12 protein-coding genes are annotated in these 12941 nt (G+C 54.2%); 1 reads left to right on the forward strand and 11 read right to left on the reverse strand.

Annotated features, from left to right (window positions below):
* The first annotated feature begins 142 nt into the window (after positions 1 to 142).
* Positions 143 to 2299: a ferric-rhodotorulic acid/ferric-coprogen receptor FhuE gene (gene fhuE, locus PYR66_14205; protein WEF26484.1), complete on the forward strand. Its 2157-nt coding sequence runs from the start codon at positions 143 to 145 to the stop codon at positions 2297 to 2299.
* 56 nt (positions 2300 to 2355) lie between these two features.
* Here fhuE and ptsG read toward each other — a convergent pair whose 3' ends face one another.
* The 11 genes from ptsG to PYR66_14260 form a co-directional block, all read right to left on the reverse strand.
* Complete coding sequence (gene ptsG / locus PYR66_14210) at positions 2356 to 3789, reverse strand: PTS glucose transporter subunit IIBC (protein ID WEF26485.1); 1434 nt, start codon at positions 3787 to 3789, stop codon at positions 2356 to 2358.
* Between the two features lie 297 nt (positions 3790 to 4086).
* A complete protein-coding gene (locus PYR66_14215; protein ID WEF26486.1) occupies positions 4087 to 4881 on the reverse strand; it encodes a metal-dependent hydrolase in 795 nt (264 codons plus the stop codon).
* Between the two features lie 10 nt (positions 4882 to 4891).
* Positions 4892 to 5896 carry a DNA polymerase III subunit delta' gene (gene holB / locus PYR66_14220; GenBank protein WEF26487.1) on the reverse strand — a complete coding sequence of 335 codons (1005 nt, stop codon included), beginning with the start codon at positions 5894 to 5896 and terminating at the stop codon, positions 4892 to 4894.
* On the reverse strand, positions 5893 to 6534 hold the full coding sequence (gene tmk / locus PYR66_14225; GenBank protein WEF26488.1) for a dTMP kinase: 642 nt from the start codon (positions 6532 to 6534) through the stop codon (positions 5893 to 5895). The genes holB and tmk overlap by 4 nt, the downstream gene beginning before the upstream one ends.
* Entirely contained in the window at positions 6524 to 7546 is a 1023-nt protein-coding gene (gene yceG / locus PYR66_14230) for a cell division protein YceG (GenBank protein WEF26489.1), read from the reverse strand. The genes tmk and yceG overlap by 11 nt, the downstream gene beginning before the upstream one ends.
* Positions 7547 to 7548: 2 nt before the next feature.
* The gene (pabC, locus tag PYR66_14235; GenBank protein WEF26490.1) at positions 7549 to 8358 is read right to left on the reverse strand and encodes an aminodeoxychorismate lyase; all 810 of its coding nucleotides are present in this window, start codon (positions 8356 to 8358) and stop codon (positions 7549 to 7551) included.
* Positions 8359 to 8487: 129 nt separating this feature from the next.
* Positions 8488 to 9729: a beta-ketoacyl-ACP synthase II gene (gene fabF, locus PYR66_14240; protein WEF26491.1), complete on the reverse strand. Its 1242-nt coding sequence runs from the start codon at positions 9727 to 9729 to the stop codon at positions 8488 to 8490.
* 89 nt (positions 9730 to 9818) lie between these two features.
* Positions 9819 to 10055 (reverse strand): acyl carrier protein, encoded by a 237-nt coding sequence (gene acpP / locus PYR66_14245; GenBank protein WEF26492.1) that lies wholly within the window; start codon positions 10053 to 10055, stop codon positions 9819 to 9821.
* A gap of 210 nt (positions 10056 to 10265) precedes the next feature.
* Positions 10266 to 11000 carry a 3-oxoacyl-ACP reductase FabG gene (gene fabG / locus PYR66_14250; GenBank protein ID WEF26493.1) on the reverse strand — a complete coding sequence of 245 codons (735 nt, stop codon included), beginning with the start codon at positions 10998 to 11000 and terminating at the stop codon, positions 10266 to 10268.
* 12 nt (positions 11001 to 11012) lie between these two features.
* The gene (fabD, locus tag PYR66_14255; GenBank protein ID WEF26494.1) at positions 11013 to 11942 is read right to left on the reverse strand and encodes an ACP S-malonyltransferase; all 930 of its coding nucleotides are present in this window, start codon (positions 11940 to 11942) and stop codon (positions 11013 to 11015) included.
* A gap of 15 nt (positions 11943 to 11957) precedes the next feature.
* Positions 11958 to 12911, reverse strand: coding sequence for a ketoacyl-ACP synthase III (locus tag PYR66_14260; protein ID WEF26495.1), 954 nt, complete (start codon positions 12909 to 12911; stop codon positions 11958 to 11960).
* Between the last annotated feature and the right edge of the window lie 30 nt (positions 12912 to 12941).

Here is a 12941-nt window from a genome sequence, read left to right on the forward strand (position 1 = left end):
ATTTCAGCAACTTACTTTTATTTACATTCAAATATTAATGCGTATATTTCTCATTTGCATTCACATATAGGCGTTTACTCGCTCTCAGACCGCCGTCGAGTCAGAACGGCAGCACATAATAATATCGTTCAATTAAGGGTTTATGATGTCTCTCATTTTTCACCCGCGACGCGTGGACGTCCGACCGTCCCTGCTCGCCGTCAGCATTACCCTGGCGCTTTCTCCCTCTCTTAGCCGGGCTGCCGAAGATACATTGATCGTTGAGGGTTCCAGCCAGCCTGAAGCAGATAGTTCGCAACAGGACTACAGTGTAAAAACCACGACAACGGGTACCAAGTTACTGCTTGTCCCGCGAGACATCCCGCAATCCGTTAGCGTTATCAGCCAACAGCGTATGCAGGATCAGAAGCTGGAAAGTATTGGCCAGGTGCTGAGCAATACAACGGGTGTTTCCGCACAGGTCCAGGATAGCGATCGTACCGTTTTTTACTCCCGTGGCTTCTTCGTCAGTAACTATGCCTATGACGACCTCCCCACTTCGATTAGCGAAGTATGGAACTTCGGTGATACCGCCACCGATACTGCAATCTATGATCGAATAGAGGTTGTCCGCGGCGCGACGGGCCTTATGAGCGGCTCGGGAAATCCTTCAGCTTACGTCAACATGGTACGTAAGCATGCCGATAGCCGTGAATTTAAGGGGAACGCGTCGGCCAGCTATGGAAGTTGGGACAAACAGCGCTACGTTCTCGATCTCCAGGCGCCGCTTATCGATTCAGGGAAACTGCGCGGCCGTGTGATTGCCGGCTATCAGGATAATGACTCTTGGGTCGATCATTATCACTATCGTAAAAAGTTTCTTTATAGCGTTGTTGATGCCGATCTAACCGATAGCACAACTCTGTCGTTAGGCTATGAATACCAGGAGAGCAACACGGAAGATCCGACCTGGGGAGGGTTGCCAACGTGGTATAGCAACGGAAGTAAAACCCACTTCAACCGCAGCGACACCGTGGCCCCGAATTGGGCATATTCCGATAAAGACAGTAAAAAAGTTTTTGCCAATTTTACCCAGCGTTTCGACAACGGCTGGGAGGCCCATCTCAACGGTATGCATACCGAGACCCATTTTGACACCAAAATGATGTACATGTACGGCTATCCGGATAAAGAGACCGGGGAAGGTATGGTCGGTTATGGCGGCTGGAACCGTGGCGAACGCAAGCAGGATGCTATAGATGCCTTCCTGCGCGGCGGATATGATTTATTTGGCCGTCAGCACCAGGTGATGTTCGGCGGCAGCTTAAGTCGTCAGAAAAACCACTATGACAACTCACTACCTTCCGCCGGCGTCGTAGAGATTGGCAGTTTCAATAACTGGAACAGCAACATCCCCGATCCGCAGTGGACCGACTGGAAGCTATACAGCAAAGACGATATTCGTCAGTCTTCGGCCTATGCCTCCACGCGAATTTCATTAGCCGATCCGCTGCATCTCATACTCGGTGCACGTTATACCCGCTATAACATAAAATACAACCCAGCCGGCGCGCCGCAGACCCGCCTGGAAAGTACGAAGGATGACATCACACCTTACGCCGGCCTGGTGTACGATATAGACGAAACCTGGTCCGCCTATGCAAGCTATACCTCAATTTTCCAGCCGCAGGACAAACGCGACGCCAGCGGCCGCTATCTCGATCCCACCACCGGTAAAAGCTATGAAGCGGGTATTAAAGCCGATTGGTTCGATACCCGACTGACCACCTCTTTAGCCATCTTTCGTATTGAACAGGATAATGTCGCTAATAACACCTACACCTATCTCCCCAGCGGTGAGTCGATTTATGAATCGAAGGATGGCGTAGTGAGTAAAGGCGTTGAGTTCGAGCTAAATGGCGCGCTGACGGATAACTGGCAGTTGACCTTTGGCGCCACACGTTATGTTGCAGAAGATAAAGACGGTGAGACGGTGAGCTCCGATCAACCACGAACCACGATGAAATTGTTTACTCGTTACCAACTCCCGATGCTACCGGAACTGGCCATTGGCGGTGGCGTCAACTGGCAAAGCAAGATTTGGAACGGCGTGAGCGGCGGTCCGAATGGCCGAGACTACATTGCTCAGGGAAGCTACGGCCTGGTCAGCCTGTTTAGCCGCTATCAGGTCAGTAAAAACTTTTCATTACAGGCGAACGTCAATAACCTGTTCAATAAAGAATATTATGATTATGTCGGCTCCTACCTGGTTTACGGCGCGCCGCTAAACTTCTCGCTCTCTGCCAATTATGACTTTTAATCCTTAGTAATAAAAAAGGCAGCCATTCGGCTGCCTTAGTCTCCCCGTACTACGTCTTAGTTGTTACGGATGTATTCATCCATTTCGGTTTTCAGGTTATCGGACTTGGTGCCGAAAATAGCCTGAACGCCGGAACCTGCAACAACTACGCCAGCGGCACCCAGTTTTTTCAGGCCAGGCTGATCAACTTTCGCCACGTCAGCCACGCTGACGCGCAGACGAGTAATACATGCGTCGAGGTTAGTGATGTTCTCTTTGCCGCCGAAGGCCGCAATCAGAGCCGGGGCCATTTCGCTGGTCGCACCGACTTTGCTGTCTTCAGTCGCATCTTCACGACCTGGTGTTTTCAGGTTCAGTGCTTTAATCAGCACGCGGAAGACAACGTAGTACACGATCGCGTAGCAAATACCGACAATCGGGAACAGCCACAGTTTGCTGCTGTTGCCAGACAGAACGATAAAGTCGATCAGACCGTGAGAGAACGATGTGCCGTCACGCATACCCAGCAGGATACAGATCGGGAACGCCAGACCGGCCAGAATCGCGTGAATGATATACAGGATCGGCGCCACGAACATGAAGGAGAACTCGATCGGCTCGGTAATACCGGTCAGGAACGAGGTCAACGCAGCAGAGATCATGATACCGCCCACTTTCGCGCGGTTCTCCGGTTTAGCAGAGTGCCAAATCGCGATCGCGGCAGCCGGCAGGCCGTACATTTTGAACAGAAAGCCACCGGACAGTTTGCCCGCAGTCGGGTCGCCCGCCATGTAACGCGGGATGTCGCCGTGGAACACCTGACCGGCAGCGTTGGTGTATTCCCCAATCTGCATCTGGAAAGGTACGTTCCAGATGTGGTGCAGACCGAACGGCACCAGGCAGCGCTCGATGAAACCGTAGATACCAAACGCGACAACCGGGTTCTGGTAAGCAGCCCACTGAGAGAAAGTCTGGATGGCAGAACCGATTGGCGGCCAGATGAAGGACAGAATCACGCCGGTGAAAATAGCGGCGAGACCCGAGATAATCGGCACAAAACGCTTGCCCGCGAAGAAGCCCAGATATTCAGGCAGCTTGATGCGATAGAAGCGGTTAAACATGTAGGCTGCAATAGCACCGGAGATAATCCCGCCAAGTACGCCGGTATCGGCCAGGTGTTTCGCGGCGATTTCCTCAGCAGGTAAATGCAGAACCAGCGGCGCGACTACCGCCATGGTTTTCACCATGATGCCGTAAGCGACAACCGCAGCCAGCGCGGATACACCGTCGTTATTGGTGAAGCCGAGCGCGACACCGATAGCGAAGATCAGCGGCATATTGGCGAATACTGAACCGCCTGCTTCTGCCATGACGTGGGAAACCACGGCTGGCAGCCAACTGAAGTTGGCAGAACCGACGCCCAGCAGGATACCTGCGATAGGCAGTACGGATACCGGCAGCATCAGCGATTTACCGACCTTCTGCAGGTTAGCAAATGCATTCTTAAACATAATTGAGAGTGCTCCTGAGTATTTGGTACTTTTTTTACGCTTTCACGCATTGGCCCGGGGGGAGAACCGTGCCGTGGACAGGACATCTAAGCGCCCTTTATTTATTACACAGAGTAAAATAATTAACGTGGAGATTGTTTGACGGTTATCACGTTTCATTCAGCCAACACGTAAAAACTTACACTGATTTACATAAAGTGTATCTATATGTTGCAAAAGAGCCATCACTGCCCCTAACGCGGCGGTGAACTTTACTCGTTTTGGCTATTAATTACGAGCCTTAAAATAATAGAGAGATCAGGCAGGTTGCAGTCTGGCGGGGTCAATATGGAACAGGGTGGCAAAGTTGTCGGTGGTTTGTTGCGCCAGCTGTTCCAGCGAGACGCCCTTCAACACCGCCATATATTCGGCAACATCACGCACCATCGCCGGTTGGTTCTCTTTGCCGCGGTGCGGCACCGGCGCCAGGTACGGCGAATCGGTTTCCACCAGCAGGCGGTCGAGTGGAACATAGCGCGCGGCATCGCGCAGCTGTTCGGCGTTGCGGAACGTAACGATGCCGGAAAACGAGATATAGAACCCCATGTCCAACAATTTACCCGCTGTCTCCCTATCCTCAGTGAAACAGTGTAGTACGCCACCGCAATCCGTCACTTTTTCTTCCTGTAAAATCGCCAGCGTATCGGCGCGCGCGTCGCGGGTATGCACAATGACCGGCTTATTTAATTCGCGGCCAATCCGAATGTGTTGACGGAAGGACTCCTGCTGACGAGGCTTGATTTCCGGGGTATAGAAATAGTCAAGCCCGGTCTCTCCCATCGCGACCACGCCCTCTTCCGCCGCCAGCGTGCGAAGCTCTTCAAAGTCATACGCTTCATCCTGGTTGAGCGGATGCACACCGCAGGAGAACACGACGTTATTGCGCTGGCCGATTAGCTCACGCATACCGCGATATCCTGGCAGCGTCGTGGCGACCGCCAGACAAAACTTCACGTCACGCGCGGCGGCTTTCGCCAGCACATCATCAACATCTTTGTGCAGCGTTTGATAATCCAGGCCATCAAGATGGCAATGGGAGTCGACTAAAAACATTTTTTTATTCTCAGAGATGCGAGACGGGCAGAACCGCCCCGGGTTGCAGGTAATGCTCCCAGCGCAGAAGGCGCTCGGTCAGCAAGAGTTCGCGGTTAACGCCGACCACGTTCAGCAGTTGTTCGCGACAGGCGCTAACGTCGCGAGTGATGGCCTCAAGACGCGGCCCCGGCAGCATCTGCGCCAGCTGGTTTACCAGCGACCAGGCATCCGGGTTGCTGACCAGCGCGATCCCCTGTTGGCGTTTTTGCGCGTCCAGCAGCAGCGATGCCAGCCAATGCAGGCGAACTGGTGACTGTTCGTGGTTCAGGATCGATAACAATGACAGCCAGTCGCCACTCGTTAAGGTGTCGGCTAGCGCCTGGCACAGCTGTTGTCGCGGCGCCCAGTTGGCTTCTTGTAGCAGCGCCAGCGCAGCTGCCGGCGCGTTGGCGCTGAGGCGTAGCGCCGCCAGCAAGGCATCTTGTGACATTGTCACTTCTCGCTCTAACCACGCTAAAGCATACGCTTCGGAAGGCGGAGCAAGGTGATAAGAACGGCAACGGCTACGTAATGTCGCCAGTAAACGCGCAGGCTCCTGGCAGGCAAGGAAGAACCAGGTATTTTCCGGCGGCTCTTCCAACGTCTTCAGTAAGGCGTTGGCGGCAGCATCCGTTAACAGCGGGGCATCGTTTATCCACACCACTTTTGCGCCGCCAAGACGCGCGCGCTCATAAAGCTTTTCGGTAATAGTGCGCACCGCATCGATACCTAACGCGCTCTTACCCTTCTCCGGAGCGAGCGTGTAGTAATCCGGATGGGTGCCGGCCTGCATCAGTTGACAGCTGTGGCAATGACCGCAGCTTTTGTGCCCTTCCGGCTGACGACACATCAGGAATCGGCACAATGCGTAGATCAGCGCATCGCCGCCCATTCCCGGCAGTGCCTGCAATAATAACGCATGGTGACCCCGTCCGGCCTGATACCCGGCAACTAGCTGTTCGAATGACGGGCGTAACCACGGATACCATTTCATGCGCGCTGCTCCGCAACCCATTGCGTGATGACCGTGCGGATATCGCGTTCAACCGCATCCAACGGCTGTGTCGCGTCAACGGTACGGATTGTCGGATCCTGCGCCGCCAGCTCAAGATAGCGCGCGCGGGTACGATTAAAGAAGTTCATCGACTCCTGCTCAATGCGATCCAGATCGCCACGGGCGCGGGCGCGCTTGAGGCCGACTTCCGGCGTTACATCAAGATAGAGGGTTAAATTGGGACGAAAATCGCCGAGTACCGCATCACGCAGCGTCGCCAGCATCCCCTGATCGATACCGCGACCGCCCCCCTGGTAGGCCTGAGTCGACAGATCATGGCGATCGCCGATGACCCACTGCCCGCGGGCCAGCGCCGGTTTGATAACCGTCTCCACCAGTTGAACGCGAGCGGCGTAAAACATCAACACTTCCGCTTTATCATTAATCACTTCATCGCCGGTGGACTGGATATCCAACACCAGACTGCGCAGTTTTTCGGCCAGGATGGTGCCGCCCGGCTCGCGGGTAAACACCATATCGCTGATACCCAGCTGTTCCAGAGTCTCAACGACCAGATTACGCGCGGTCGTTTTCCCTGCCCCTTCCAGGCCTTCGATGACGATATAGTTACTGCGCATTTTTTTCCTTAAGTACTTTTAAATAGTCCTGAACTGAACGGTTATGGCTGGCCAGATTGGTATTGAACGTATGGCCGCCTTTACCGTCAGCAACAAAATAGAGGTACGGCGTCTTAGCCGGATGGGCTGCCGCATTGAGAGACGCCTCGCCGGGTATGGCGATAGGTCCCGGCGGCATACCGCTGATGACATAGGTGTTATAAGCGGTCGGCGTTTCCAGATCTTTACGCGACAGTTTACCATTATAGCGCTCTCCCATACCGTAAATCACGGTAGGGTCGGTTTGCAGACGCATGCCAATACGCAGCCGGTTAATGAACACCGAGGCCACGCGATCGCGTTCGGCAGGAACTGCGGTCTCTTTCTCGACAATCGAGGCCATCGTCAGCAGCTGATTCTGATCTTTATACGGTAGATTATCCGCACGCCCTTCCCAGGCTTTAGCCACCGCGGCGACCATTTTCTGGTGCGCGCGTTTAAGGATCGCAACATCGCTGGTGTTAGCGGTGTACATCCAGGTGTCTGGCCAGAACCACCCTTCAACCCAATCGGCATGTTCGAGCCCTAATGCTTTTGCCAGCGCTTCGTAGCTGTCATCATCGAGGGTGTGCTTAACGTATGGCGCATCGCGCAACTGGCGCAGGTAATCGCTAACGCGCATGCCTTCGACAAAACGTAATGGGAACTGCGCTTCTTTACCGCTCGCCAACAACTGCAGCATTTCGCGCACCGTCATCTGCGGGGTAAAGCGATAGGTGCCGGCTTTGAAATGGGATAATTCAGGTTCAACGCGCAGCAGCCACTGGAAAACGCGCGGGCGATTAATCACTTTATCGCCATAAAGTTGCTGGCCGAGCGCCATTCGCCCGGTACCCGGCTCAAGGGTGAAGATGGTCTCTTCTTTAATAAGCAGTTTGCTATCCGCCAGTTGACGGACCTTCCACATGCCTGCTGCGGCGGCAATACCTAACACCACCACTACCAGCAGGACAAAACGTAACATTTTCTTCATGACTAACCAGGCAGCTCACACAATGGGGCTAAAAAATGGTAAAGATCGCGTTCGGACCAACAGACATCATCCCAACGGCGAACCGGTACCAGCGGCATAAGCGCATTGCAAATCAGCACTTCATCAGCATCGCGCAGCGCATCAGGGCGCATGGATACTTCGACAACATGAAAAGGCGAACGTGCCAACATGGCCATACAGCGCTGGCGCATAATGCCATTGACGCCAGCTTGATCGAGGCGCGGCGTGAAGACATGCTTTCCTTTGCGCCAGAATAAATTCGCGGCACAGCATTCCGTAAGCCACCCATCGCTGTCAAGAACCAGCGCCTCATCGGCGTTCGTCTGCTCAAGATGAGAACGAATCAATATCTGTTCCAGACGGTTGAGGTGTTTGAGACCGGCCAGGGAGGGATTGCGTCCCAGACGGATTGGACTAAGCGCAAGCGTTATCCCCTCGGCTCGCCAGCGGGCATAGTGCGCAGGAAATGACGAAACGCTCACCATTCGGGTAGGTTGCGCGCAGCCGGAAGCGCTGTACCCTCTTCCCCCGACGCCACGAGAAATAATCACTTTAATGACCGCTTCACGGTGCGGCATTGCCAGGCTTTGCATCTCCTGACTCAGCGCTTGCCATTCCATATATGGAATAAAGAGCTTTTCGCAGGTGGTTTGCAGGCGCGTCAAATGGGCATCAAGGAAGCATACCTGGCCGTTAATCACGCGCGCGGTGGTAAAACAACCGTCGCCAAATTGAGTCGCGCGGTCATTTGCCGCCAGCACATCCTGCTCAACACCATTTATCAAGAACATAGAAGGCTCCTTTTCACTGACGAAACAGTGTCGCAGGACAAAAAGCAGAGAACAAGCGGAGAAAACCGAATAAAAAAGACCCGACAAGCGGGTCTTTTCGTCAAAGCATCAACCGGTATTAGCCGAATATCATACTTTTTTGAAGATGAGCGATCCGTTAGTACCGCCAAAACCGAAGGAGTTACACAGGGTATACTCCATACCGGAAACCTGACGCGCTTCGTGCGGAACGAAGTCGAGGTCGCAACCTTCATCCGGGTTATCCAGGTTGATGGTCGGCGGAACGGCCTGATCGCGCAGGGCCAGGATGGAGTAGATAGACTCTACCGCACCAGCCGCGCCTAACAGGTGTCCGGTCATTGATTTGGTAGAACTTACCATGATACGGCTTGCCGCATCGCCGAACACGGATTTCACCGCCTGGGTTTCCGCTTTATCGCCTGCTGGCGTAGAGGTACCGTGGGCATTGACGTAGCCAATCTGGCCCGGTTCAATCGCCGCATCGCGAATGGCGTTAACCATCGCCAGCGCCGCGCCTGCGCCATTTTCCGGCGGAGACGTCATATGGTAGGCATCACTGCTCATCCCAAAACCGACGATCTCTGCATAGATTTTCGCGCCGCGTTTTTTCGCATGCTCGTACTCTTCCAGCACGACCATACCTGCGCCGTCGCCCAGCACGAAACCGTCGCGCTCTTTATCCCACGGACGGCTCGCCGCCTGCGGGTTGTCGTTGCGGGTAGACAATGCGCGCGCAGCGCCAAAGCCGCCTACGCCCAGTGGGGTACTCGCCTTCTCAGCACCACCGGCAACCATTGCGTCAGCATCGCCATAAGCGATGATACGTGCCGCATGGCCGATGTTGTGTACGCCTGAAGTACAAGCGGTCGCGATGGAGATACTCGGTCCACGCAGACCAAACATGATGGTCAGATGCCCGGCCACCATGTTAACAATTGTGGACGGTACGAAGAACGGGCTGATCTTACGCGGTCCGCCGTTTACCAGCGAACTGTGGTTTTCTTCGATCAAGCCGAGGCCACCAATACCAGAACCGATAGCGGCGCCGATGCGGGTTGCGTTCTCTTCCGTCACTTCAAGGCCAGAATCCTGCATGGCCTGAACGCCAGCGACAATTCCATATTGAATGAAGGCATCCATCTTGCGCTGCTCTTTGCGCGAGATGATATCATCACAGTTAAAATCCTTTACTAAGCCAGCAAATTTCGTTGCATAGGCGCTAGTATCGAAATGGTCGATCAGGCTGATGCCACTCTGACCGGCAAGGAGAGCTTTCCAGGTAGACTCTACGGTATTGCCGACAGGAGACAACATGCCCAGTCCGGTCACAACTACACGACGCTTAGACACGTTTGTCCTCCAGGGAGGGAAAAATAGATTCTTGTGGGACAAAAAAAGATAAAACTCAGGCGGTCGAATGACCGCCTGGAGATGTTCACTTACGCCTGGTGACCGTTGATGTAATCAATGGCAGCCTGAACGGTGGTGATTTTCTCAGCTTCTTCGTCCGGAATCTCAGTATCAAACTCTTCTTCCAGAGCCATTACCAGCTCAACGGTGTCAAGAGAATCAGCGCCCAGGTCTTCAACGAAGGAAGCATTGTTGGTAACTTCTTCCTGCTTAACGCCCAGCTGCTCGCCGATAATTTTCTTAACGCGTTCTTCGATAGTGCTCATACTCTTAAATTTCCTATCAAAACTCGCTTTCGCGATGGTTTTCGTAGTGTATAAAATGTTGAAAAATTTGCAACTAAATCCCGGCAGGTCTTACCACGATTTTACGCTATTTTGCGGCTGTTTGCCCCCATAACGCAAATCATTTCGCACAAAACTATACCCGGGACCGTGCAGACTGCGCGGTTCCTGAACGTTTTGTGCAAATCTCGGTCAGACCATATACATCCCGCCGTTGACGTGCAGGGTTTCACCAGTGATGTAACCCGCTTCGTCAGAGGCTAAGAATGCAACCGCGCTGGCGATTTCATTTGGGGAGCCAAGGCGCCCCGCAGGAACTGCCGCCAGCGTACCCGCACGCTGCTCATCGGTCAGCGCACGCGTCATGTCCGTTTCAATAAAGCCCGGAGCAACAACGTTTACAGTAATACCGCGAGACGCAACTTCACGTGCCAGTGACTTACTGAAACCAATCAGACCCGCTTTCGCCGCAGCGTAGTTAGCCTGACCAGCATTTCCCATGGTACCAACCACAGAACCGATAGTGATAATACGACCATGACGCTTTTTCATCATAGCGCGCATTACCGCTTTTGACAGACGGAATACAGATGACAGGTTGGTTTCGATAATATCGTTCCACTCATCATCTTTCATTCGCATTAACAGATTATCACGAGTAATCCCGGCATTATTGACCAGGATATCAACTTCGCCAAATTCTGCGCGAACATTTTCCAGAACAGATTCGATAGATGCCGGGTCGGTCACATTCAGCATCAGACCTTTACCGTTGGCGCCTAAATAATCGCTGATCGCCTGCGCACCGCTTTCGCTGGTGGCAGTACCGATAACTTTCGCGCCGCGTGCGGCGAGGGTTTCAGCGATTGCGCGGCCGATACCGCGGCTTGCACCGGTGACCAGCGCGATTTTTCCTTCAAAACTCATGGTATTCCTCTTTTATTGCTCAAGCGCCGCAGACATCGCCGCCGGCTCATTGAGCGCAGAAGCAGTCAGGGTGTCAACAATACGTTTGGTCAGGCCGGTGAGGACTTTACCCGGCCCCATTTCATACAGGTGCTCTACGCCCTGAGATGCCATAAATTCAACGGTCTTGGTCCACTGAACCGGGCTGTACAGCTGGCGAATCAGCGCATCGCGGATAGCATCCGGCGCGGTTTCACACTTCACGTCGACGTTGTTCACAACCGGAACGGTCGGCGCGTTAAAGGTAATTTTCTGCAGTTCAATCGCCAGTTTCTCTGCCGCAGGCTTCATCAGCGCGCAGTGAGACGGCACGCTGACCGGCAACGGCAGCGCACGTTTGGCGCCAGCGGCTTTACAGGCGGCGCCTGCGCGTTCAACGGCTTCTTTATGACCCGCGATCACCACCTGGCCCGGCGAGTTGTAATTCACTGGCGAAACCACCTGCCCTTCGGCAGACGCTTCACAAGCTTTAGCGATTGCCGCGTCGTCCAGGCCAATGATGGCGGACATGGCGCCGGTGCCTTCCGGTACGGCTTCCTGCATGAATTTGCCACGCAATTCAACCAGGCGAACGGCGTCAGCGAAATCGATAACGCCCGCACAAACCAGCGCAGAGTATTCGCCGAGGCTATGGCCGGCTAACAGCGCTGGCGCTTTTCCGCCCTGCTGCTGCCACACGCGATACAGCGCCACAGAGGCGGTCAACAGCGCCGGCTGCGTTTGCCAGGTTTTGTTCAATTCTTCTGCCGGGCCCTGTTGGGCAAGCGCCCACAGATCGTAACCCAACGCTGCGGAAGCTTCACCGAAAGTCTCTTCGATAATCGGCCAGGTCGCAGCCATATCCGCCAGCATCCCGACAGCCTGAGAGCCCTGTCCCGGGAACACAAAAGCAAATTGCGTCATGTTTACATCCTTCTACTAAAAACGAACCAGCGCGGAACCCCAGGTGAAACCACCACCAAAGGCTTCCAGCAGAATCAACTGACCGCGTTGAATGCGGCCATCGCGCACCGCTTCATCAAGCGCGCAAGGAACGGAGGCGGCGGAAGTATTGCCATGGCGATCGAGCGTGACCACCACATTATCCATCGACATTCCCAGCTTTTTCGCCGTTGCGCTGATGATCCGCAGGTTCGCCTGGTGCGGCACCAGCCAGTCCAGCGCCGAGCGCTCAAGGTGGTTAGCCGCCAGCGTCTCATCGACGATATGCGCCAGTTCAGTAACCGCGACTTTAAAGACTTCGTTCCCGGCCATCGTCAGATAGATCGGGTTTTCCGGCTCGACGCGATCGGCGTTCGGCAAGGTTAACAGTTCGCCGTAACGCCCGTCAGCGTGCAGATGCGTGGAGATAATTCCTGGCTCTTCGGAAGCGCCAAGCACTACCGCGCCCGCACCATCGCCAAAGATAATGATCGTACCGCGATCGGTGGGATCGCAGGTACGCGCCAGCACATCGGCGCCGATCACTAACGCGTAATCCACGGAACCATTCTTCACGTACTGATCGGCGATGCTCAACGCATAGGTGAAGCCCGCGCAGGCGGCAGCGACGTCAAACGCCGGGCAGCCTTTCACGCCCAGCATCGATTGAATCTGGCACGCAGAGCTTGGGAAAGCGTGTGTACCAGAGGTGGTCGCAACAACGATCAGACCAATTTGCTCCGGGTTAACATTCGCCATTTCCAGCGCTTTCTTTGCGGCCTCGAAGCCCATCGTAGCAACTGTTTCGTTCGCTGCGGCAATACGGCGTTCGCGAATACCTGTACGAGTCACAATCCACTCGTCAGTCGTATCAACCATTTTTTCCAGGTCGGCGTTAGTACGCACTTGCTCAGGCAGATAGCTGCCGGTGCCAATAATCTTTGTATACATGTACGCTCAGTCACTCTTGGGTAATATACC

This window comes from Klebsiella aerogenes (assembly GCA_029027985.1).
In the GTDB taxonomy this organism is placed as follows: domain Bacteria; phylum Pseudomonadota; class Gammaproteobacteria; order Enterobacterales; family Enterobacteriaceae; genus Klebsiella; species Klebsiella aerogenes_A.

Coding starts and splice junctions, on each gene's coding strand:
- tmk (WEF26488.1), bottom strand. CDS start 6,534: ATGCGCAGTAACTATATCGTCATCGAAGGCCTGGAAGGGGCAGGGAAA.
- pabC (WEF26490.1), bottom strand. CDS start 8,358: ATGTTCTTGATAAATGGTGTTGAGCAGGATGTGCTGGCGGCAAATGAC.
- holB (WEF26487.1), bottom strand. CDS start 5,896: ATGAAATGGTATCCGTGGTTACGCCCGTCATTCGAACAGCTAGTTGCC.
- fabG (WEF26493.1), bottom strand. CDS start 11,000: ATGAGTTTTGAAGGAAAAATCGCGCTGGTCACCGGTGCAAGCCGCGGT.
- ptsG (WEF26485.1), bottom strand. CDS start 3,789: ATGTTTAAGAATGCATTTGCTAACCTGCAGAAGGTCGGTAAATCGCTG.
- yceG (WEF26489.1), bottom strand. CDS start 7,546: ATGAAGAAAATGTTACGTTTTGTCCTGCTGGTAGTGGTGGTGTTAGGT.
- PYR66_14215 (WEF26486.1), bottom strand. CDS start 4,881: ATGTTTTTAGTCGACTCCCATTGCCATCTTGATGGCCTGGATTATCAA.
- acpP (WEF26492.1), bottom strand. CDS start 10,055: ATGAGCACTATCGAAGAACGCGTTAAGAAAATTATCGGCGAGCAGCTG.
- PYR66_14260 (WEF26495.1), bottom strand. CDS start 12,911: ATGTATACAAAGATTATTGGCACCGGCAGCTATCTGCCTGAGCAAGTG.
- fabD (WEF26494.1), bottom strand. CDS start 11,942: ATGACGCAATTTGCTTTTGTGTTCCCGGGACAGGGCTCTCAGGCTGTC.
- fhuE (WEF26484.1), top strand. CDS start 143: ATGATGTCTCTCATTTTTCACCCGCGACGCGTGGACGTCCGACCGTCC.